Origin of the sequence: Prochlorococcus marinus XMU1411 (assembly GCF_017696075.1) — a bacterium.
GTDB classification, from domain to species: domain Bacteria; phylum Cyanobacteriota; class Cyanobacteriia; order PCC-6307; family Cyanobiaceae; genus Prochlorococcus_A; species Prochlorococcus_A marinus_V.
In genome coordinates this window covers 170,836-194,063 of record NZ_JAAORI010000004.1, presented here as the reverse complement: position 1 = coordinate 194,063, position 23,228 = coordinate 170,836, and the positions used below count along the sequence as shown (strand labels likewise).

The 23,228-nt window shown below is 26.1% G+C and carries 18 protein-coding genes; 13 read left to right on the top strand and 5 right to left on the bottom strand.

Annotated features, from left to right (window positions below; genetic code table 11):
- Positions 1 to 25 precede the first annotated feature (25 nt).
- The gene (locus HA145_RS07090) at positions 26 to 1,186 is read left to right on the top strand and encodes a polysaccharide biosynthesis/export family protein (RefSeq protein WP_209128495.1); all 1,161 of its coding nucleotides are present in this window, start codon (positions 26 to 28) and stop codon (positions 1,184 to 1,186) included.
- A gap of 45 nt (positions 1,187 to 1,231) precedes the next feature.
- Here HA145_RS07090 and asnB read toward each other — a convergent pair whose 3' ends face one another.
- Complete coding sequence (asnB, locus tag HA145_RS07085; RefSeq protein WP_209128494.1) at positions 1,232 to 3,193, bottom strand: asparagine synthase (glutamine-hydrolyzing); 1,962 nt, start codon at positions 3,191 to 3,193, stop codon at positions 1,232 to 1,234.
- 281 nt (positions 3,194 to 3,474) lie between these two features.
- Between asnB and HA145_RS07080 the strand changes: the two genes are divergently transcribed.
- Complete coding sequence (locus HA145_RS07080; RefSeq protein ID WP_209128493.1) at positions 3,475 to 4,320, top strand: class I SAM-dependent methyltransferase; 846 nt, start codon at positions 3,475 to 3,477, stop codon at positions 4,318 to 4,320.
- Between the two features lie 154 nt (positions 4,321 to 4,474).
- Here the strand turns inward: HA145_RS07080 and HA145_RS07075 are convergent, their stop codons facing one another.
- Complete coding sequence (locus HA145_RS07075) at positions 4,475 to 6,259, bottom strand: ABC transporter ATP-binding protein (RefSeq protein WP_209128492.1); 1,785 nt, start codon at positions 6,257 to 6,259, stop codon at positions 4,475 to 4,477.
- A 474-nt stretch (positions 6,260 to 6,733) separates the two neighbouring features.
- Entirely contained in the window at positions 6,734 to 8,749 is a 2,016-nt protein-coding gene (locus HA145_RS07070) for an acyltransferase family protein (RefSeq protein WP_209128491.1), read from the bottom strand.
- Between the two features lie 897 nt (positions 8,750 to 9,646).
- On the opposite strand from HA145_RS07070, the gene HA145_RS07065 reads away from it, so the two are divergent.
- Together HA145_RS07065 and HA145_RS07060 are read left to right on the top strand one after the other, a co-directional pair.
- Positions 9,647 to 10,861, top strand: a complete 1,215-nt coding sequence (locus HA145_RS07065) for a radical SAM protein (RefSeq protein WP_209128490.1) — start codon at positions 9,647 to 9,649, stop codon at positions 10,859 to 10,861.
- A gap of 44 nt (positions 10,862 to 10,905) precedes the next feature.
- Positions 10,906 to 12,177: a glycosyltransferase family 2 protein gene (locus HA145_RS07060; protein ID WP_209128489.1), complete on the top strand. Its 1,272-nt coding sequence runs from the start codon at positions 10,906 to 10,908 to the stop codon at positions 12,175 to 12,177.
- 21 nt (positions 12,178 to 12,198) lie between these two features.
- On the opposite strand, the gene HA145_RS07055 is transcribed toward HA145_RS07060, so the two are convergent.
- Entirely contained in the window at positions 12,199 to 13,446 is a 1,248-nt protein-coding gene (locus tag HA145_RS07055) for a TIGR04372 family glycosyltransferase (protein WP_209128488.1), read from the bottom strand.
- Between the two features lie 139 nt (positions 13,447 to 13,585).
- Positions 13,586 to 14,587, bottom strand: a complete 1,002-nt coding sequence (locus HA145_RS07050; RefSeq protein ID WP_209128487.1) for an NAD(P)-dependent oxidoreductase — start codon at positions 14,585 to 14,587, stop codon at positions 13,586 to 13,588.
- A gap of 183 nt (positions 14,588 to 14,770) precedes the next feature.
- Between HA145_RS07050 and HA145_RS07045 the strand changes: the two genes are divergently transcribed.
- From HA145_RS07045 to HA145_RS07005, 9 genes are read left to right on the top strand one after another with little or no spacing between them, the layout of a single operon-like run.
- Positions 14,771 to 15,721, top strand: a complete 951-nt coding sequence (locus HA145_RS07045; protein ID WP_209128486.1) for an NAD-dependent epimerase/dehydratase family protein — start codon at positions 14,771 to 14,773, stop codon at positions 15,719 to 15,721.
- A complete protein-coding gene (locus HA145_RS07040; protein WP_209128485.1) occupies positions 15,718 to 16,359 on the top strand; it encodes a hypothetical protein in 642 nt (213 codons plus the stop codon). Before HA145_RS07045 ends, HA145_RS07040 begins: the two co-directional genes overlap by 4 nt.
- Positions 16,360 to 16,361: 2 nt before the next feature.
- The gene (locus tag HA145_RS07035; RefSeq protein WP_209128484.1) at positions 16,362 to 17,312 is read left to right on the top strand and encodes a hypothetical protein; all 951 of its coding nucleotides are present in this window, start codon (positions 16,362 to 16,364) and stop codon (positions 17,310 to 17,312) included.
- A complete protein-coding gene (locus HA145_RS07030; RefSeq protein ID WP_209128483.1) occupies positions 17,251 to 18,057 on the top strand; it encodes a 1-deoxy-D-xylulose-5-phosphate synthase N-terminal domain-containing protein in 807 nt (268 codons plus the stop codon). Before HA145_RS07035 ends, HA145_RS07030 begins: the two co-directional genes overlap by 62 nt.
- Positions 18,053 to 18,973, top strand: coding sequence for a transketolase family protein (locus HA145_RS07025; protein WP_209128652.1), 921 nt, complete (start codon positions 18,053 to 18,055; stop codon positions 18,971 to 18,973). The genes HA145_RS07030 and HA145_RS07025 overlap by 5 nt, the downstream gene beginning before the upstream one ends.
- A gap of 56 nt (positions 18,974 to 19,029) precedes the next feature.
- On the top strand, positions 19,030 to 20,226 hold the full coding sequence (locus HA145_RS07020) for an NAD(P)/FAD-dependent oxidoreductase (protein ID WP_209128482.1): 1,197 nt from the start codon (positions 19,030 to 19,032) through the stop codon (positions 20,224 to 20,226).
- A 22-nt stretch (positions 20,227 to 20,248) separates the two neighbouring features.
- Positions 20,249 to 20,884 (top strand): HAD-IIIA family hydrolase, encoded by a 636-nt coding sequence (locus tag HA145_RS07015; RefSeq protein ID WP_209128481.1) that lies wholly within the window; start codon positions 20,249 to 20,251, stop codon positions 20,882 to 20,884.
- 41 nt (positions 20,885 to 20,925) lie between these two features.
- On the top strand, positions 20,926 to 21,639 hold the full coding sequence (locus HA145_RS07010; RefSeq protein WP_209128480.1) for a nucleotidyltransferase family protein: 714 nt from the start codon (positions 20,926 to 20,928) through the stop codon (positions 21,637 to 21,639).
- Positions 21,640 to 21,685: 46 nt separating this feature from the next.
- The gene (locus HA145_RS07005) at positions 21,686 to 23,182 is read left to right on the top strand and encodes a PfkB family carbohydrate kinase (RefSeq protein ID WP_209128479.1); all 1,497 of its coding nucleotides are present in this window, start codon (positions 21,686 to 21,688) and stop codon (positions 23,180 to 23,182) included.
- Positions 23,183 to 23,228: the final 46 nt, after the last annotated feature.

Sequence of the window (23,228 nt, the reverse complement as noted above, 5' to 3'; positions counted from 1 at the left end):
TTATTTACCATTGCATAAATAAATTATGAATAATACTAAATACAAAATAAACATTAAATCAAGAAAATTGATGTTATCTGGATTTATATTTATTTTCTTACTATTTGGATTTTTTGAATCTTTTAAGAAATTGTATGCATCAAATAATACTTCTTCTCCAAGCAGTGAATATTTAAGAAAAAAAGATAAAGATTCTTTTTACATAATTGGTCCAGGTGATGTCTTATCTTTTACTTTTACTGATGATCCAGAAGATAAAGAACAATTTAGAGAAAATTTATTAGTTGATGGGCAAGGTATGATTACTTTAAAAAGGCTAAATAAAATTTATGTATCGGGTTTAACTATTCAAGAGTTAAAAAATATTTTACAAGTAGAATATGAAAAATTTGTATTAAATCCAAATATTAATATAGAAGTTCAAAAATATCGTCCAATAACTATTTATATAGATGGAGAAGTTGAAAATCCAGGAAGTCATGTTTTGACTGGGATGGTTCAAGTTGACAATCTAAGTTCTTTTGATGAAGATATCGTTGGTTTTCAATTTGATGAACAAAAACAAGTTATTTTTCCGAAATTATTTGATGCCCTAAGGAAAAGTGGTGGAGTAACCATAAATGCAGATATTAGAAATATAGAAGTTATTAGAAAAAATCCAATATCTAATGGCGGGGGCAAAATAAAGACAAAAATAGATCTTTTAAAAGTTTTAGAATTAGAGGATTCTTCTCAAAATATCCGTATACTGGACGGAGATATGATTAAAGTAAAAAAAGGAAAAGAAAAGGCCATAGGACAAATCTCAAAGATTATAAAATCTAATATTAATCCAAAATTTATAACAGTTTATGTTAGTGGAAGAGTAGATAATTCAGGACCAGTTAACCTCGCAAAAACGGGAACTATGATTGATGCCATTGATGTTGCAGGTGGTCCTAAAGTATTGAAAGGACCTATTCAATTTATAAGATACGATAATGATGGAAATATAATAAGAAGAAAAATAAGATATTCTAGAAATTCAAAACCTGGATCTAAAAAAAATCCCTATTTAAGAAATGGAGATATCATATATGTAGGTAAAAGTACTTTCAATGTTGCTACTGAGGTTCTCAGTGAGGTTACAAGTCCATTTACTGGAATAGTTTCAACTTATCTATTTTTTGATAGCGCATTTAATTAATATATGTTCCTTATAGTAAAAATAATTTAGTACTTTATAAATTACTTATTTATTATCATGAAAATGCCTAAACCAGATTTCAATACATGCTATTGATAATAAAATATAACTTGCATCGATAGAACCTTCACTATTTTGTTCAATTAAACGCTTCACCTTTAAATGATTAAATATACCCCTATTTTTTAATCTTTCTTCAGAAAGGATATCATTCAGCCATTCATATAATTCAAAACGAAGCCAATGTCTCAATGGACCCCCAAATCCACTCTTGGGTCTGTAAATAATATCTTTAGGCAAATAAGGTTCCATTGCTTTTTTTAAAACCCATTTACAATCTAAACCCTTAACTTTATATTTATCTGAAATCTTACTTGCAAATTCTAATAATTCAGTGTCAAGGAACGGAACTCTGACTTCTACACCCTCTCTCATAGACATTTTATCAGTATAAATAAGATTATGATCGGTAAGAAAAAATTTTTGCTCAACAGCAAGCATTTTTTCTAAAGGGGATAGGCCATCAGGTAATTCATCAAGAAAATTCATAATTGGCAACTCAACATTTACATCTTTAAGTTGTTGAAGAAAATTATCTGTATAGAGGTCATCAAGAGTTCTATTATCAATCCACTTAAAATAGTTTATTATTCTTTCATCTTGATTAAGAGAGGCACCTGAAAATACTTTTCTTAATCTTCTAAAAACTGACCTTTCTGTGGGGATATTTGAAGTCATTTTTTCCAAATTTAGAAGTAAATTTTTTGGAAGCCAAGTCCAATATTTATCAATCTTTAAAGAAAGGTGTCTACTATAACCAGAGAAAACATCATCTCCTCCTGAACCTGAAAGTAAAACTTTTATGCCTTTATTTCTAGCTAATCTAGAAATTAGTAGAACATTTAAAGGTGCTACGTCTGCTAACGGTTCATCTAGTTGCCAAACCATTTCTTCTATACCTGCTGCCAAAACTGAAGACTCAACTTCAACAATATCTAGAGGTACATTCAAGTGATGCGCTACTTTTTTTGCGTAAGGCAGATCATCTACAAAACCTTCTTCAGATTGTCCATTTATTTTAATTGTGAAGCAATTTATTTTTGGTATTGTTTGACTGGCAATAGCTACAACACTACTAGAGTCAATTCCACCTGAAAGGAATGCTCCTATAGGAACATCAGATATTAATTGCCTATCAACTGCTTTTTTGAGATTTTCATACGTACCATTTATAGAATCAAATTTATTTAATTTTTTAGTTTTTGAATTTGATGTAGCTAAAAAATACCATTTAACTTTTTTAATTATTTTGCCATATTTAATTTTGAGATATTCTCCTGGCCCAACTTTTTTAAATCTTTTAGAAGGAGTTCCCGACCCAGGGCACCAAAGAAATGTAAGATATCTATTTAAATTTTCGGCATCAAGATAACTTTCAGATAAATTATTTTTTGGGGAGGATATTTTATTCAGAAAAGGAATCATTCCTTTTATTTCGCTTGCAAAAAATATTCCCAAATCCGTTTCACTAAAGTATAAGGGCTTTATACCTAAAGCATCTCTAATCAAAAATAATTCTTTTTCTAATGAATCCCATAATGCAATAGAAAATATCCCCTTTAAACGCAATAAGATTTTTTCTATCTCCATTCCATTTTTTAGTGAGTAAAGAAAAAGCTTTAATATTACTTCGGTATCAGAATCTCCGTCCCATTTTTCGTAACCATTTTTATACAAAAAATCCCTTAATTCTTTATAGTTATAAATTTCTCCATTGAAGATAATAGTTAATCTATTATCTTCACTATGCATAGGTTGATGTCCATTTTCGGAAACATCAATTATTGAAAGCCTGCTATGAGCTAATCCAATTTTCTCATTACTGGAAATATAAGTTCCTCTGTCGTCTGGTCCTCTATGGGATATTAGATCTAAAGAGTAATTTAATTCAGAATTTAATTTAATTAAAGAATTTTTTTCTAGATAGTAACCAGAAATTCCACACATATTTATAAAATTACTGAGTTTAATTTTGAGAAATATAAAGAAACAATAAATCTCAAATAGAGACATTTATTGAAGATATATCTAATAAATATACATCAAATTACATTATAAAAATTAATCTTTATATTTTTAAGATTAGCTTATTTTAAAAATTATATATAAATACCTTTACTACATTCAATTATATATATATTAAATTTAGTGTTCTTCCAGAATATTTAATATTTCTTATTCGGAAGATTAAAAAATTAAAATTTAACGAACTTATCGAGATAATTAAAATGGTTAAGCAAAAAGATGTAACTAATTATTGGGAAGAAGAAGTATGTGGGACTCGTTTTTCAAACAAAAAAGATAAGAATAAATATTTTCAAGAAATTGCATATAAAAGATATAAAGCTGAGCCTTATATTAGAGAATTTGCTTTCGGAGATTGTGAAGATTTTACAAATAAGAAAATATTAGAAATTGGAGTAGGAGCAGGAACTGATTTTGTTGAGTTCTTAAGAAGAGATGCAATTTGCTTTGGAATAGACGCTACAGATTCAGCTATCCAAAAAACTCATGATAATATTCTTAATTCATTTAAAAACAAAAAATATAAACTGGAATATCTAGAGAAAGCTAACGCGGAAAAACTACCATTTCAAGATAATACATTTGATATGATTTATAGCCATGGAGTACTCCATCATGCAAAAAATACTATGAGTTGTATCGCTGAAGCATATAGAGTTTTAAAGCCTGGAGGTAAACTTAAAATAATGGTATATTCTGATTTTAGTGCAACCGGAATTATGCTTTGGATGCTTTATGGACTAGCAAAAGGAAAGCCTTTTCTATCACAAGAAGAAATTATATTTAAATATTTAGAATCTCCTGGCACAAAATGTTACTCAAAAAAAGAATTATTAAAAATTCTAAAAGGTTTTGGACTTCAAAAATTGATTTTAAAAAAATTTGCTAGCTCTGGAGATCTTTTGCTTATGCCAAGATCAAAAAAATATCAAAAGAATTTATTATATAATTTAATACAATTTTTATATCCAAGATTATTAGTTAAAAAACTTGAATCAATATTAGGATTATCAATAACTGTAACTGCAGATAAACCAGAAAAAATCTAAATTTTTAAGCTTTAATTAAATTTAAAGAACATTTCCTTAGTTAAGACTATATTGTCATGTTTTCCATAATTATTGATAAATAAGGAGTTTTAAAAATAAAAAAAATCTTAAAGAAAATATTTTTTATTAATTACTTATTTAAATTAATTTTTGGTCAAACTTTATCCAAAGAAGTTTCCTTAATAATACCTTTTTTAATTTCAAAAATCTTATTACACTTTTTTAAAGTTGTTAATCTATGGGCGATCATAATCAAAGTATAATTTTTTGTCATCGAATTAATATTTTCTATTAGCTTCGATTCTGTATAGTTATCCAAAGCGCTTGTTGCCTCATCCAAAATCAATATTTTGATATTCTCTTTGTAAAGTGCTCTTGCGATCCCAATCCTTTGTCTTTGTCCTCCAGACAAAATTATTCCTCTTTCTCCCACAACAGTCTTTAATCCCATTTTAGTATTTTTAATAAAATCATCAAGCAGGACAATTTTTATAAGCTCCTTTATTCTTTTATAGTTAATTTTTTCTTCAGGGATTCCAAATGCTATATTTTTTGCAATAGTATCATCAACTAAATAAATACTCTGGGGAACATGACCAATTTGTGAAATCCAGCTTTTATTTGTTACTTTTTGATTGCTTTTATTGAGATTGTTATCATCAATAAAAATTTCACCACTTGTAGGTTTAATTAAACCTATTAATAAGTCAATTAGTGTGCTTTTACCACTTCCCGTTTTTCCTACAATTCCAACTTTATCGCCTTTATTAATTTCGAACGAAGAATTTTTAATTATTAAATTTTCTTCATTATCATAAGAAAAATGGACTGAATTAAATGATATATTTTTATGGAAATTTATAATTTCCTTATCAGAAATTAATATATTTTTGTTTTCTGCTTGAGATATTAATCCCAACGTACTTTTTAACTGAAAAGTATTAGCTTTTATTGATGTAAAAGAACTATAAATATAATGAAGTGCTGGTAAAAACTTTTGAGCTGCTAAACCAAAAAAACCTAAGAGAGGGAGAATATTTACTAATGAATAATTCCCCATTTCTGCAATTAAAGCAATTAATCCTACAGACACAAGACTCACACCTTCAATAATAAATTTTGGATAAATTGAGAGAAACTCATTTTCCCTCTCCATTTTTCTTATTGGGTAATCAAAATTTACATAATTTCTAATAAAAAAATCTTCATTATTGTCAATAATTACATCTCTAAAAGCACCAAATGACTCTTGAATGATTTGAACTCTTTTTTCTGAAAATTTCCTCGTATTTTGACTGTTTTTTCTCAATATTGGCTGTGTAATTATCAGTAATACTAAATATATTGAGATAAATACAAAAGATATTATCAAGGAAAATCTAAACTGAATAAGTATTAAAGTGCAAAAAATACCTAGGGAAAGAAAAGAATAATTTACTAAATAAAGTAGTTGTCCCAAGGCATTCGTAGCTCCTCCGATATGGCTAGTTACCGCTCCAATTAATTCACTACTATTTCGTCTTAAATGAATATAGTAAGGTTGATAAATACTCTTAGAAAAAGCCTTGAAGCTTATATCACAACTAATTTTTGCAATTAATAAACATCGATACCAATTATTAAATAACTTAAGAATTGATGCAAATAAAACTGATAAAATAAAAATAATAGTGATTGGTAATAACAAATTATCAGATGAATTAAAACCTAAAAATGTAAGAAATTCTCTCGCTATTTGGCTGTCCCAAATTAATTGAGGATCATTAAAGGCTGCTAAAAAAGGAATTATTAATGAAAGAGAAATCATTTCAGCAATGGTACTTAAAAAGAGAATTATTAATAAATAAATAATTCGAAACTTATTTTTCCTGTTTAATAAAGTGATTAATTTGTATAGATTGTAAATTAAATTATTTTTATCAATAAGAGAACTCATCATAATATATTATTATTTTTTTTTTTTTTTTGAATCACTATACCATGAAACGAATCTAGACACTCTAAGTTTTAATGGGGTGTTTGACTTAAAGTTTATCCATTGCTTAATAGTATTATTATCAGAGGAGAACTTGGAAAAGTATCTATAATTCCATTAGTAAATATTTTTTTGCTTTTATTTCTAAAGAGTTTTAAGTAGTATTAATGAACCCTAATAAACTTTTTTTTGGTTAAATTGCCATGTTTAAAATGAGACCCCATATAACCAAGCTGCTCTGGTAACAAAATTTTTATTAGATTATTTATCTGAATATATCATCAATTAAAGTTAAAAATAATAAAGGGCAAAAAATAAGTTTAAATTATAAATTTTATATACCTTTAATTTGAAATTGGCATAAATAATATAATAAGTTCTAGAGTAAATATGCAGTTTTAAAATAACTCTTTTTAGAATTAAAAATAAAGCTAAAGATTAATTTATAATCTTTTTTTCATATAAGAATTGCTTAAAAAATTTACTTAATTTATTTCCTGTAAACTTAGTAATATGATTTTGATCTTGCATCAACAAATTACCAAATTTATCTATATCTTTAAATTCTTTTTTATCTTCATATAAATGAAAAATTGGGTCCCAAGAATAAATTTCAAATCCTTGATCTTTGGATAATTTAATTGCAAGATCAAAGACTTTGTCTTGCATGAGTCTTGTGTGTAAATCTTGATTTAATGAAATCTCGCAATCTTTTAAATTTAGTTTTCTCCAAGTATTGCAAATTGAGACATCTTTAACATTTTCTGGAAGAAGTGGAGTATCTCTAAATAATATCAATTTTCCTCCTTTTGAATTTATTTTTCTACCTATTTTAAAGATTGTATGTGCTGATTTAATTCCTCTTTTAGTAAGTTTCCTATCTTTTGAGAGATCTATATGATGATCGACCAAATTATTAAATCTACCTCTGTGAAATGCGATTACAATAATATCTCCTGTTTTTACATTATCTAGAATATATTGCATTAATTCTGCTTCTTCAAGATTTCCAAGTCCGTATAAAACCCCAGGTAAATCTTTATCTCCATAATTTTTCGGTTGAATATAACCATGATTATATTCACCCTTTGTTAAAGATTTATTTACTATGAAAGTGGCTTGTTGGCCATGAGAATCACCAATAATTATAAGGTTTTTAAGCTTTGGATTGATAGCAACTTTTTTGCAATTATAATTGTGAATTAATGATGTATTAAGATCTAAACATCTAACTTCAGTTGAAGTCCATTTTTTTGAATTTATGAGTTCATCCGATAATGGATTTAGCCGATAAATATTAGAAATAAAATTTTCTTGTAAAGAAAAATACTTGAGGCCACTATACAAACTTATTAGAGTTAAAAAAGCAGAAAAATAAGTAGATTTTTTTTTATTTCTAAAATTTCTTATAGGTCTTTCTACAAATAGATATGTTAGTAATGCCAAAAAATAAATAAATGAAATTTGAATTGGAATTGACCACCAATGGATCCCTATTGTCCATCGACTAAAAACAATAATTCCCCAATGCCAAAGATAAAGTGAATATGACAATAAACCTATTTTTAGTAATTTTCCATTAGTAAGTATTTTGTATGAAATAGAAGATTTTTTTATTGAAAAGATAAGAATCGCAGTTGAAAATACTATCAATATCGATGAAAATTTACCAAAATTATTTGGAACAAATAATAATAAAATTATTATTAGAAATAAAAAATTAGAAATCTTTTCATTAAAGAATTTTTTAAATGCCAAAGATAATTTATTTTCAGGATCACTTTTAAGTAATAAATAAGATAATGATCCAATACCAATTTCCCAAAACCTAAAAGGCATTAAAAAATATGTGGCCGAAAAATTTTTCTCATAAAAAGAGAGGAAACTAATAAGAGATATACTCGTAAGTAAAGTTAAAACTAAATAGAAATTTTTTAAACCATTTTTATTTTTTTTTGCAAAACCTGTAAACCATATTAAAAATGGAAAAAGAAAATAGAATTGTTCTTCAACTGATAATGACCATGTGTGTAAAAAAGGATTAAGATCTGCTGCAGCAGCAAAATAGTCAGTTGAATTTTTATAAAGTAGGATATTTGAAATACCTAATAAAGATCTTCTCCCAAGTATGAGATAGTAATCTGGGCCAGGGATTATAAAGCAAATAAAGAGAGATGTTAATACAACAAATAAAATTAGTGTAGGTAATATTCTTTTAACTCTTTTTTCATAAAAGCTTATTAAAAAATCAAGAAAATTTTTGTAAGAATTTCTATCAATAGATGATGTAATAACAAATCCAGAAATAACAAAAAAGATATCAACACCTAAATAACCTGAACTTAGAAATTTACTATTAAAGTGATTTATAATTACTGCTATTACAGCAACTCCTCTTAGTCCATCAATTTCTTTTCTATAAAGCTTATTTTTTAAGCTTTGAATATTTTTCAAACTGGTACTTTTTACTTCTTTAATTATAAAACATTTGGATAAATTTAAAAATTGCTCCCATTTTTTTAACTTTTTTAGAACTTTATGAAAAAAGGCTAAATAAAATCTATTTTGGAAATTTTTACTTAAAAACGCTGCTCTCTATTAATTGAAATAAATAAAATAACATCCTTATGGCATAAAGGCTTATCATCAAAATCAGAAACTGACTCCCAACTTTTCTTTTGTAAAAAAATCCCTCTTTATTAAGCTTTATTAAATCAATACCTTTGATGATTTCTGAATTAGGTAGGGTTTTTATTTAAAATTGATTCGTCTTACATATAGCCTCTCTTTCATTAAAGTAATATGGCTAAAGATAATTAATTCATCAAGTTTATATAAATCAAATGTATTTAGATTTCAACCGAATTCATAATAAGAAAAATAAATAGTCCCATACTCTCTTCTATTTATATTTAAAATCCTATCATTTGTAAATTTTATGATTCAACGTAATTGGCACATAAATCTAAATTAAACTTAAGTTCAGCAGTATAATTTAATAAATAATATAAGCTGTGATAGATTTTAATTAGATAGCATTATTTAATAAGATTTTATTAATAAATAATAGTTTTTTATCTAATCTTAAAAATGAATCTATTGCCAATATATACTTAAATTACTTATTAATAAATTACAAAAATTAGCAGTTAATTTTAATTCTAATTTTACATTAATATTAAAATTAATTTTTCTAATTTTAAAAAATATAGAAAATTAAATATAATAATTTATAAATTAAAAATTTCTACTTATTATTAAATAAATTATTTTTATTTAGGAATATGTAGTTCATTATCTAAAAAATAATATAGAATAAATTTATTTTATAAGCTTTTTTTATCAATAATAATGAATTTTAATAAAAAACGAAATTGGCAAGATCTCCTTAACTTAGTTGAGGATTATGATTATATATATATATATGGATTCGCTTCGGCTGGTAAATGGATTAACGATAAATTAAATGGAAAAATCAAAGTTCTGGGTTTTATAGAGTGTGACTTAAAGAAATCAACGCATGAACATAATGGTACCAAGGTTATTTACTATAAAGATCTATTAGAAAGAAAGATTACAAAAAATAAAGGTAAAGTTTTAATAATTAATACTGTTACTGAGATATCTGAAACCTGGCAAAAAGGTTTAGATCTAAATCCTGATTTACAAGTTCCATTAGGACTTTTTTTGAATGATCATCCATTATCAGAAGTTGCTGATGTTAGTGGAGAATTTTTAGGTTATTTTCTAAATGCAGTTAAAGAGTCACATTCGTCTTATTTTTTGGGGCAAGGAATCTTTTTAAGAAGTATCGATATATTAGTAACTGAGAGATGTTCTATGAAATGCCAAGATTGTTCAAACTTGATGCAATACTATAAAAAGCCAGAAAACATTGAAGTAGATCAAATGATAAATGAGATAGAAATTTTGTTATCAAAGATTGATCATCTATACGAAATAAGATTGATAGGAGGTGAACCATTCGTTAACAGACACATATATGACATGATCGCTTATTCCTCAAATCTAAAGAAGGTTAGTTATGTCGTCCTTTTTACAAATGCTACTGTGCCATTAAATATTGAAAAGCTAAAAAATAATGGATCTAATCTAAAGAAAATAAGTTTTCAAATAACTAACTATGGAGAAGAACTGTCAAGACAGTTGAAACAGGTAACAGAAGGTCTTGATCAATTGAAAATCCCCTACAGAGCGCACTCTCCTGAATGGTGGACTGATAGTGGAAGAATTATTCACGAAGATAGAACAAAAGAAGAGCTAGAGGTTCTTTTTGAAAATTGTTGTGGCAAAAATTTATTAACTTTGACAGATAACAAAATATATAGATGCCCATTCGCTGCTAATGCTGACAGGCTTCAAGGAATACCTCATAATAAAGAAAATTATGTTGAAATTACAGCTAGCCCTAAAGATATTGTTAAATATACAAAGGATATTAAATATTTGCCTGCTTGTAATTATTGCAAAGGTAGATCATGGGATTCTCCACAAATTGATCCCGCAATTCAGACTAAGAAGCCTCTTGAATACAGAAAGTATTAATAAAGTCTGTTAAATTTTTTTTTTAGTACATTTAGAAATAAAAAATGAAAATTGATTGTTTAATTACTACTTTTAATGACGAGAAAGTAATAAACAAATGCATAGAATCAATACCAAAAAAAATCTTGGGTTTACCTGTAAGAATTATCATATCTGATGATTTTTCTAAAGATAAAACGATTGAAATCGCAAGAAATCTTTTAAAAGGTAGAGAGCATAAAATTATAACTTCTGAAAGCAATAAAGGAGTCGGAAAAAATAGGCAGATAGCTCTAGAGGCTGTTTCAAGTGATTATTTTTTCTTCATAGATTCAGATGACTATCTCAAAGAAAGTAATTTCACAATTGAACAGGAAGAATATTTTCTTAAATCAGATATGATATTTTTTTCAAAGTTAGTTCCATATAGAAATTCTCAAGTCAATTTTGAAAAGGAAATTCTACAAATATCAGATCAAATAAATAAAGAAATTAATATTGATATTTTATATTTTTTAATATGTAAGTATAAATTAAGAATGGGTGAATGTTGGGGTGTTATATTTAAAAACTCAATTATAAAAAAGTATTCAATTCAATTTATTGATGCAATAGTTGGGGAAGATGTAATTTTTTTATTGGAATATCTTCTAAAATCAAAAACATGGTCTTTTTATCCAAAAATTGTTCTTCATAAAACATATAATTTAGGTCTATCAAGCTATATAGGTGACTCAGTTACTAAATCATATTTAAGAATACTTAATAAATCATTTTCACTTTTGCAATTTGAGAAAAATAAATTAATTTCAAAAACAAAGATTGATTTATATAAATTCTATCAAGATTCATTTATAAGATCTGTGGCAATACATAATTTTTTTTCTAAAAACTCAACAATTGATAATATTAAAGAATGCAAAATAAACTCAATTTATAAAAATATATTCAAAAATAATTTAAATAATGAAATTGATATAAAAATTGATAGACTTTCTCAGGACCTAGAGTTATGTTTAAAAAAAATAATTGATTCAGATAAAAATATTAAATATTGTTTTTGGCTTGCATCTCCACTTACATTTGTTTTCTCAAGATTATTATTTTTAAAACACAATATAAAGGTTAGTGTGATTTTAGATGATGCAAGAAATGGAACTTATAATTTAAGTAATCAAGATTTTATTCCAATAATGAAGCTGGATGAATTTTCTTTAAAGGAAAAATTTAATTTTAGATTTATAATCATAAATCAAAGTGAAACTCTTATAAAAAAATTAACTAATAAAACGTTACTAAAATATCCCTCAAGTGAAGTTATTGAAATGGTTTTTTAAAAGAAATCAAATAATCATAAATTACTGAGATTGTTCTATTAAAGAATAATCATAAAAATAAGATTTGCCTCTTTTAAGGTATGGAGCCTCAGCGGGAAATTTATTATATTTTGTTAAATACATATTTTTATATGCATATAAAAGATCTTTTGCAGAATTTTTTTCAACTTCAAAACCTCTTGGTAGTGTTGAACTAGAAATACTTTGAAAGATCTCAGGGTACTTATTAATAATTTTTTTAAAACTTACATATCTACCATTTTTTTTGAATTTTAAAGGCATTACAATATCTTGTGCTTTAGAAAGTTCAATGTAAAGAGGAAAATGATCAATGGTCAATATTGGAATACTTGAAAGCCAGGGCACTATAATTGCGCCACAATTTTGAGATATCATTTGTTTGCATTCAGTTAGTAAAAAACTATTGATTAATTCTTTTTCATTATTAATGCTAAATGCATCTAAAAAGTAAGGATTTGTATTACTAATTATTTTTGGATCTATTGAACTTGAATAAATTGCAATGCTTTTACCCTCTTTTAAAATTTGATCAATAAGTAGGGAATAAATCTCAAAGCTTGATCCCCTGATTTTGTCTGATCCATTTTCAGATCTAGCTTTACGATCATTTATTAGAACAAAATTATCAAAGTCAAAATCAGGCTTTTTTTCATTAATAATTTTTTTAGCCAAAGATCTAAGTTCATTAGGTAAAACTAATCGATCATTTTTTTTTCGAGGCATCCTATTAATACGAAAAATATCACTTGTTCTTGTTTTTAAAGAAATTTTTCCATTAGAGACAGTAAAATATTTTTGCTTATCTTTTGGTCTCTGAATTTTGTAAAGTTCATACCAAATTAAAATTGAATATTGATCCTTATTTTCATCCTCATCAATAGGTTTTTTAATATTTAAAACAACTGTAGATAATTGAAAAAAGGCTCTTAGTAAAATATCTAATCCTCTTCTATACTTTAATCTAAAAGACCATGGAGAATACAATATCTGAGAAAAATTACTACCAAAAGTTTTATATATGACTTTATTTGTTCTATTACTACATAATTGCAAATTTAATATCTTTTCATTTTTATAGATTTCTTTTGCATATGCCATGGTTGTAACTTGCCAACCAAAACTTGAGTTAGAGTTTATAACAATTACATGAGAATCGGCGGGTAAATTTCTTACTAAATAAATTGTTTCCCATAAAGCTTGTAAAGGAAGTAAAAGAAAATCTAAAAATAAAATTTTTCTTTTTATCAATTTTAAAAATCTTTTTAAAAAGTTTTTTATTTTTACAAAAATCAAACAAATAATCCTCAATCTACAAATTTTAAAATTTTATCATATAAGATTATTTTGTTTAAAAATCGCTATTTAAAAGGATTATTTTAAATAATATTTATTGCTTGTTAAATATATTTAATTCAATCAAATTTTCTATTTTTTTTATATTATTGATATTTTGAGGTTTTCTTCTTAGAATTCTCGTAAATTGAGTACTTTCAAACTCTAATGAATAAGATAAATCTTTATCATTTTTATCTTCCGTAAATTTTATATTATGGATATCTTGTTTTAAAATATTTGATATTAATAAAACAATAGATTTATTAGTTAATCGTTCGCCAGAGCAGCAAATTATTCTTTTTGTATAAAGGGAATTTTTATTATAATTGTCTTCTTTTTCTAAAATTAAATTATAAATAATATCAGAAATATCATTTGTAGATATATAGTCCCTTTTGTTTAAACTGTCTATAACCTCCAAATATTTTAAGAAAATAATTGATTCATATACTTTGGGTATTAATCTTGTTTTATTTTCATTACCACCATATACAGAACTTAGAACAAGATGATAATGGTTTATAGTATTTCTTTTATAAGAATATTCTAAAGCTAGTTTAAAAAAATCCCATTTCGTTTTTTGGTAATCAGTTATTGGTTTTGCATTTGTATTAGCATTTATTTTGGTATTTGATGGTAAACCTGAATACTCACCTGTACTTCCAAAAGTTATAAATAATGGTTTTATATTTGTAAGGTTAGAATCATAGTAATTAATAAGTTTTAAAGGCAATATCTTATTAATAAAATTAATTTCATTAGTCTCATAAGTTAATCCTCTAACTGATCCAACTGCTAAGGTATATATTAATATTTCAGGTTTATAAATTTCTAATATGCTTTTAATATTTTCAAATGAATAAGTCTTTACTTTTATATATTCAACACTTTTATCTAATAAGAACGAACTATCAATATTATTTGCCCTAGAGCAAATAATTAAATTAAATTCCAACGAAAGTAATATTTTTTTTATTATAGGTAAGCAAATTTGACCATTAGAACCAATGATTAATATTGTATTTTTATATTTTTTTTTGAATCCTGATATCACTCTTTATAAAAGGCAATTCATCTTAAGTAATAACTTTAAAAGCTTCTATAATCTAAAAAAAATTAATAATAAAATAATTCATAATTATTTATAAATATAAAAATCAAAAATTTTTTAATTTAATTATCAAGGAAATCCAAATAACCATAATGTTATTATTTGACTAAGCTTATCATTTTCTTAATGAAAAAAATTCTAGTAACAGGTGGTAATGGATATAAAGGAACTCTATTAGTTAATAGACTTTTAGCTATGGGGTATAGAGTAAAATCAATAGATACCAATTGGTTTGGTGATTATTTATTAAATCATCCAAATTTAGAAAAAGTTATAAAGGATATTCGAAACATATCTAAAAGTGATTTTAAGGATGTAAGTACAATAATTCATTTGGCTAATATTGCGAATGATCCTGCTGTTGAATTGAATCCAATTTTAAGCTGGGAAGTTAATGTACTTGCTAGTCAAAGAATTGCTTCCTTCGCATTAGATTCAGGAGTAGAAAATATTATCTATGCCAGTTCTGGTAGTGTTTACGGTATAAGTGATAAAGAAAAAGTTACAGAAAAAATTGATTTATGCCCTATTTCAGAATATAACAAAACCAAAATGGTCGCAGAGAGAGTTTTTCTTAGTTATCAAAATGATATGAAAATTTTTTGTATTAGGCCAGCTACAGTTTGTGGAGTTTCTCCCAGAATGAGATTAGATGTAGCAGTAAATATCCTTACCTATTCTGCTTTGAAAAATAATTTAATTAAAGTATTTGGTGGTAATCAAATTAGACCTAATATTCATATTGACGATATTTGTGGGATTTATGAATTCTTTCTTTTAAATGCAAATAATATTCCTTCAGGTTGCTTTAATGCAGGTTTTGAAAATATCTCAATAATGGATATAGCTAAAAGAGTTAAGAATCAAATCCCTAGCTGTAATATACAAGTTGAGGAATCAAACGATCCAAGATCATATAGGCAATGTAGCGATCTTTTGCTCTCTCTTGGATATAAGCCAGAAAAAACAGTAAATGATGCTATTAATGATATTATAAAAGCTTTTAAAGAAGGCACTTTAAATGATAGTAAGATGGCCTACACTGTAAAGAGATTAAAAGAACTATCTATAAGATGAAGGCAATAGTTGATATTGATAATACTCTTGTAGATTATAGATTAGCTATTGCAAATTTTATAAAAAATATAGATGCTGATTTTTTTGTAAATTATATAGATCCTAAACAATCAGTATTTAAAATAAAGGAGATAATAAAGTCGAAATTAGGCGATGATATTTGGCAAAATGTACAATCTGATATTTACTCTAAGGTTCATGGAATTCAGTTTTATGAAGGATCAATAAATAGCCTTATTTTTTTAGCTAATAAAGGATATAAATTATATTTAATTAGTCATAGAACTAATTATGGAATGGGTTCTAGTTCTAAAATTAATATCAGAGAAATATCATTATTGAGAATTTTTAAATGGATTAAGGAAACTAGTTTGTCGCCATATATATCAGGAGTAATATTCTGTGAAACTAAAAAAGAAAAAATTGATTTAATAAAGCATATTAAGCCTCAAATATTAATAGATGATCTTATTAGTATTCATAAAGAATATTTAGATTATTTAAAGCCTGGAGATCAATGTATAAATTTCCTCTTTCAAGGTTCAAATTTAATTGAGCCAGTAAAAATTAATCAAGACTTATCGGTAATAAATATAAATTCATGGAATGATATTTATAAAAACCTTAATGGCTCATAATTATGAATCATGGAAATAGTGCTATACAGAAAATATTTGTTAATGATACTTGCTTATTAAAAAAAACTTTTTCTAAAGAAAGAAAAATAAATTTTTATCAAGAGTATTTTATCTCAACTTATCTTCAAAAATTGCCAATTGAAATTACTCCAAAAATAATTAATATAAATCGAGAAAATAATTCTATTTATTATGAATATATCGAAGAAATTTTTATTGATGGAGAACAAAAAACATATCTTTATGAAGATCTAATTATCAAAATTATAAAAAATACATTGAGATCACCAGAAAAATTATTACTATATTCTAAAGAATCTTTTGAGAGCCCAAATATTGCTTTTCAGCAAATATTAAAGAGATTAAATCAGCATTTAAATAATGACTATATTTCTAATAAAGATTATCAAAGAATACTAAATAAAATAAAAAATAAATTAATTTTTATAGAAGATAAATTTAAAAATTTAGAGATCTTTTCAGAATTAACTTTTAGTCATGCAGATACATGTATTCTTAATTCGATAGTTAATAAAAATAGAAAATCATATATAATTGATTTAGAATATGCAGGTCTTGATTCACCAATTAAGCAATATATAGATTATTTAATTCATCCAAGAAATCAATCTTTATTGACAAAAAGAGACATTTGGTCAAAATTTTTTCTAAATGAACTTATATCCAAAAAGGATTTAGTTAATTTACACTTATTCAGTTGTTTCTTCTCTCTTAAATGGAGCTTAATAGTTTTAAATGAATTTTTACCTAATATATGGAATTTAAGAGCTCTAGCTGATCCTTCTAGAATTAAAAGATATAATATTATATTAAAGGATCAGTTAAAAAAATCTGAACTATATATTGAAGCAAGCCAAAAATTAATTGAACATGCAGAACTTAAGGACATTTTCAGTAAAAGCGAAAGAATATTCCTATCTAAGTCGTATTGATATTATTAAAACTGTTTATAGGGTAAAAGGGGGGCACCTAGGAGGCTCCCTTAGTGTAATTGACATGTTATCGAGTATTTACGCCTTTAAAGGGTTCTCTTCTTTTGAGTTAATTTTGAGTAAGGGTCATTGTCTCCTTGCTTGGATAGCAACGCTTGTAAGAACTGGTGAATTAAAAAATAATGCATTAAATAATTTTTATAATGAAAAATCTGGATTTGGAGGCCACCCAAAAAAAGGGTCAACTAATTCAATAACATGGTCTACTGGATCTCTTGGTCATGGATTATCAATTTCTTGTGGGAAAGCATTCGCGAATAAAAACAAAAAATATATTTGTATCCTTGGAGATGGAGAAATGAATGAGGGCTCGATTTGGGAAGCGTTAATGTTTCTGGCACAACATAATTTAAATAATATTTTAGTTATGATTGACAATAATAGACAAGAATCTCTTGCAAGAACCGATGAAATACTTTCTGTAGAGAACCTAGAATTAAAAATTGGAGGAATGAGTTTAGAGGCTAAAAGAATAGATGGCCATAATATTGATAATTTAGTTGAAGAAATAAATAATCATTTTAATCCTGAATTTCTAAAGGAAAAACCTTTGGTTTTAATTTGTGATACTATCAAAGGAAAAGGAGTTTCTTTTATGGAGGCTGACCCTAAATGGCATCATAGAAAAATAAAAGATCATGAATATGAAATTGCTTTAAGAGAATTGGAGGAACAGAAAAATTAGGAATGCTTTCTCTAAAGAATTAGTTGAACTTGCAACTAAAGATTCAAATATTTATTTATTAGCGGGAGATATTGGATTCAAAATATTTGACGAATTTATAGATAAGTTTCCAGATAGATTTATAAATTGTGGGATAGCTGAACAAAATATGGTTTCAGTAGCTGCAGGTTTAGCCTCAGAAGGAAAAATTGTTTTTGTTTACACTATTATTCCTTTTTTAATAATGCGGGCTTATGAGCAGATAAGAGTTGATATAGGTATAAATAATCAAAATGTAATTCTTGTGGGAGTAGGTGGCGGATTAGCTTATGACAAATTAGGCTCTACTCATCACTCCTGTGAAGACATAGCTTTGGCGCGTACAATTCCAAATTTGAATATTTTTTGTCCTTTTGACCCACAAAATGTTGTAGATACTCTTAATAAAAGTTATCTGCTTAGTAAAGATAAGAAAGAGCCTTCGTATATAAGATTATCTAAAGGAGGAGAAAATAATTTAGAGAATAGAGTAAAGTTGTTTGAGAATATTTTTTGTTTTAAAAGTAAGAATTTAAGTAAAAATATTATTCTTACTCATGGAAGTATTTCTTATTCAATTTTAAGTGAAATAGATTCAAATAATATTGATGCGTCTCTTATTTGTTTGTCTAAAATAAATAATGATAGCATCAAAGTTTTAGTTGAAATTATTTCAAATTTAGAAAAAGAATCTAATATCCTAATCATAGAAGAGCATTATCAATCTGGGGGTTTATATGAAGCTTTAGCATCTGAACTATTACCTTTAAATTTAAAGCATAATTTTTCGAATATGAATTTAAAACATAAATATATTTTCGAAATATATGGACATAAAGAACTTTTAAAAAAAAGTGGATTAGACATGTCTTTGATAAAGCAATATTTTTCTAGTTAATAAATATTTAGAATTTATCTCTAAAGATATGAAATTTAATTAGAAAAAAATTTTTAATGAAAAAAATCGGATCCTTATTAATTATTGGTGGTGGCATAATAGGCTTAACTACTGCTAGAGAAGCTATCAAGAGTGGATTTTTTAAGAAGGTACTACTTATTGAAAAAGAGGGAGAATTAGGTTCCCACGCATCAAGAAGAAATAGTGGGGTAATTCATGCTGGATTTTATTATGATCCAAATTCCCAAAAAGGAAAATTTTGTTCAAATGCAAATAAATTAATGAGACAATATTGCATTCAAAATGGTATTCCAATAAATAAATGTGGCAAAGTTGTAATCACGAGAAATCCCTCTGAAATTAATACACTTGAGTTGTTATATGAAAGAGGCAAAAGAAATAATTGCAATGTAGAACTTCTATTAGAAAAAGATCTTCAATATTATGAACCATTAGCAAAAACTGTAGATAAATTCTTATGGTCGCCTAATACTTGGAGTGCTTCTCCTAGGGCTTTAATAAATAATTTAGAAAAAGAATTAATCGAACTAGGAGTTAATATTATATATTCAACAAAAATTATAGGCGCTTCAGATAATTATGTTATTGACCAAAAAGGTAAAAAATATTTCTATGATGTGCTAATTAATAATTCTGGAGGCTATTGTCTAGAAATCGCAAAATTACTTGGACTAAAAACTAATTATGAAATTCTTCCATTTAAGGGATTATATTTAAAATCAAAGCATGTGTTAAGAAATTTTAATTGTCATATTTATCCTGTTCCAAATATTGAAACGCCATTTTTGGGAATTCATACAACTCTAACTTTTGATAAATATTTAAAACTAGGTCCCACTGCTTTACCAGCATTCTCGCCAGAAAATTATTCATTATTTAAGGGAATTGATATGAATTTGTTACCAAAAATTTTGGCTACCCAATCAAGTTTGTTTTTGAAAAATAATTTTAAATTTAGAGATCTGGCTCTTAAAGAAATTTCATTTTTAAATAAAGATAAATTTATTAAAGAGGCTCAAAAGTTAACACATTTTAAACTCATACAAAATTTATTTGAGTGGTATTCACCAGGCATAAGACCACAATTAATAAATAAAAAAAATAATTCTTTAGAAATGGATTTTATTTTTTTGAATAATGATAATAAGTATCATTTGATTAATTCAATTTCTCCAGCTTGGACATGCTGTTTTCAAACTTCTAAGTATATAATTAAAAAAATTATAAAATAAAATATATTTCATGAATTTATAGATGTTAATTGAAGGATTAAATTGTAAATATTTTGAAAGCAAATTCCATGAATTTGATTCTATAAGGAACATAAAAAGGCCTTGCTTATTCTTAGATAGAGATGGCGTCTTAATTAAAGAATGCCATTACCTAAAAGAACCAGAAAAGGTTGAAATTGAAAAAGGGATTTTAAAAATCATGCATCTTGCCAGAAATAACGGATGGTATGTAGTCGTAATATCAAATCAATCAGGTATAGCAAGGGGGGTTTTTTCATGGGAAGATTATGAACTTGTTACAAAAAGGATTATTAGAGATATTGGATCACCATTTCCAATAAATGCAATATTAGCAAATGGTTTGGGTCCTGAATCAAAAAAAGATAGCTGGCGTAAACCAAGTCCAAAAATGATAAATTATGTAGCTAAAAAGATTAATATAGATATTAAAAAATCAATAATTTTGGGTGATCGACTAAGTGATTTAATCGCTGGAATAAATGCTGGTATAGTTAATGTTATTCATACCGAAACAGGTCATGGAAAAAAAGAAAAAGATTCAGTTGTAAAATTTTTCCAAAATTATAAAAATAGGAGTTCATTGTATCTAATAAATGATATGAAGTCGTTCCCGATCGATCTATTAATTAAACTGTAATTACAAATAAATGATATTTAATTTATAAATTATTTTTTAAAATGACAAAAAGAGTAAGGGCCTTAATTTTAGCAGCAGGAATTGGAAGTAGATTAAAGCCCCTAACCACTAGCATTCCTAAATGTCTTGTTAAAGTATCAGGTGCCCCAGTTTTAGGAAGATGGTTAAAAGAATTAGATAGAATAGGAACAGAAGCAGTTTTGATAAACACGCACTATAAAGCCGAAAAAGTTGAGAATTATATTCATGATTTAAATTATAAAAAAATGAAACTATCTATTTCTAGAGAAAAAAAATTGCTTGGAACTGCTGGCACTCTTATTCATAATAAAAATTTTTTCGAAAATTCAATTGGAATTTTGATTCATGCTGATAATGTAACAGACTTTGATTTATCTCTACTCTTAAAAGCACACTATAAAAGGTCGCGCAATGCAATTTTTACTATGCTTACATTTAATAGCCCTAATCCATCTTCAAGTGGGATAGTAGAAATAGATAAGAAAGGTTTAGTAAAGAGATTTCATGAAAAAATTCAAAATCCTCCATCCAATAGAGCAAATGCTGCTATTTATATATTTGAAGAAAATTTATTCGATTCTCTTGAAGAACCACTATCAAATTATTATGATTTTAGCTTAGATATTATCCCAGATTTTATTGGCAAAATACAAACATTTCATACTGATAAGCCATTTATTGATATTGGAACTCCTGAGACTTTAGAATTAGCTAAAAATACTTTTAAAAATTAAAATTGTATATTTTTATTAGTGTAAAATAAAAATAATAAATAGAAGTATGACAAAGATATATTCAATTAAAGATGCTTATCCAGTAAAAAAATGTTCCATGGTATATGGTCATTTCAGTTCTTTTCATCATGGTCATATTAGATATTTAAATTATGCTAAACAACAAGGTCAATCTCTAATATTAGTTCTAATGGGGGATAATCCTAAAGTTGAGAAAGTAAAATTGCAATTTAACCAGAAAGAGAGAGCTACTACCATAGCCCATCTAGATATAGTTGATCATATAATACTTTTAGAAGGTGACGAGTTAGAAGCGGCAGTAAGTATAGTTAATCCAGAAGTTTTAATTTTTGGCAAGAATCATGAAAAAGAACAAACACAAAATATAAAGTCTGCTATCAAAATTCATAAAAATAATCAGAAAGAAATCCTTTTTCATGCTGGGGAAATAACATATTCATCTACAAACCTTTTAGATAAATCTCTGAGTAAAATTCAAAAAGATAGGTATAAACAATTTCGTGAATCTATTTCAAGACAATCTTTAAACCTTGAAATACTTTTGAGTGCTTTAGAAAAATGGGAATCAACTAAAATAATAGTTATCGGGGATACAATTATTGATCAATATCTTGCTTGTGAACCTTTAGGACTAAGTTCAGAAGCGCCAGTAATTGTTGTGAAAGAAATGAATTATAAAAACTTTTTAGGTGGAGCTTCTATTGTCGCGTCTCATATTAATGCACTTGGAGCTGAAGCTAAATATATTTCAGTAATTGGGGAGGATGATATCGGTAATTACACACAGCAAGAGTTGAATAAAAAAGGAATAAAAACTTACTTGATAAAAGATAAGACTAGGCCAACTACATTTAAAAAAAGATATATGGTTGATAATCAAAAAATTTTTAGAGTTAGTAGGATTGAAGAAAAAAAAATAAATGAAAATATTGAAAAAAAGATAATAAACATATTAAAAGAAAACATCCCTATATCTGATGGAATTGTTGTCTCAGACTTTGTTTATGGCGTTATCACCCCAAAAATACTAGAAGTAATAATCGACTTGGCTACGAAATACAAAATACCATTATTTGGTGATTTACAATGTAGTAGTCAGATAGGATCAGTAACGAAATTCAAAAAATTTACATTGATTTGTCCAAATGAAAAAGAAGCTCGTATTGCTCTTCAGGATAAGGAGTCAGGTCTTGAGGTTATAGCACAAAAGATAATAAAGGAAACAAATACTGCCAATCTATTAATGAAGTTAAGTCATGAAGGTTTTTTGATATACGACTGTAATGATAAAACGAAAATATTAAGACAATCATTTCCTGCTCTAAGCGTAAACCCTTTAGACGTTACAGGTGCTGGCGATTCATTGTTGGCAGTTATGGCAACAGGTATGTCTTCAAATCAATCCATAATGATTTCCGCAGCATTGGGTTGTTGCATGGCTGGAATTGCTGTTCAAAATATGGGGAATAGATCAATAGATATGAGTCAAATTAGGGATAAATTAATAGAAATATTTAATTAATTTATCAATTAAATTAATTAAATTACTTTAAAAATTTATAATCAAT

Excerpts from the sequence above, each read along its gene's own strand:
- HA145_RS07030 (WP_209128483.1), top strand. The coding sequence starts at position 17,251 with ATGCAGAACTTAAGGACATTTTCAGTAAAAGCGAAAGAATATTCCTAT.
- HA145_RS07035 (WP_209128484.1), top strand. The coding sequence starts at position 16,362 with ATGAATCATGGAAATAGTGCTATACAGAAAATATTTGTTAATGATACT.
- HA145_RS07075 (WP_209128492.1), bottom strand. The coding sequence starts at position 6,259 with ATGATGAGTTCTCTTATTGATAAAAATAATTTAATTTACAATCTATAC.
- HA145_RS07015 (WP_209128481.1), top strand. The coding sequence starts at position 20,249 with ATGTTAATTGAAGGATTAAATTGTAAATATTTTGAAAGCAAATTCCAT.
- HA145_RS07020 (WP_209128482.1), top strand. The coding sequence starts at position 19,030 with ATGAAAAAAATCGGATCCTTATTAATTATTGGTGGTGGCATAATAGGC.
- HA145_RS07080 (WP_209128493.1), top strand. The coding sequence starts at position 3,475 with ATGGTTAAGCAAAAAGATGTAACTAATTATTGGGAAGAAGAAGTATGT.
- HA145_RS07060 (WP_209128489.1), top strand. The coding sequence starts at position 10,906 with ATGAAAATTGATTGTTTAATTACTACTTTTAATGACGAGAAAGTAATA.
- HA145_RS07010 (WP_209128480.1), top strand. The coding sequence starts at position 20,926 with ATGACAAAAAGAGTAAGGGCCTTAATTTTAGCAGCAGGAATTGGAAGT.
- HA145_RS07040 (WP_209128485.1), top strand. The coding sequence starts at position 15,718 with ATGAAGGCAATAGTTGATATTGATAATACTCTTGTAGATTATAGATTA.
- HA145_RS07045 (WP_209128486.1), top strand. The coding sequence starts at position 14,771 with ATGAAAAAAATTCTAGTAACAGGTGGTAATGGATATAAAGGAACTCTA.
- HA145_RS07065 (WP_209128490.1), top strand. The coding sequence starts at position 9,647 with ATGAATTTTAATAAAAAACGAAATTGGCAAGATCTCCTTAACTTAGTT.
- HA145_RS07005 (WP_209128479.1), top strand. The coding sequence starts at position 21,686 with ATGACAAAGATATATTCAATTAAAGATGCTTATCCAGTAAAAAAATGT.
- HA145_RS07090 (WP_209128495.1), top strand. The coding sequence starts at position 26 with ATGAATAATACTAAATACAAAATAAACATTAAATCAAGAAAATTGATG.
- asnB (WP_209128494.1), bottom strand. The coding sequence starts at position 3,193 with ATGTGTGGAATTTCTGGTTACTATCTAGAAAAAAATTCTTTAATTAAA.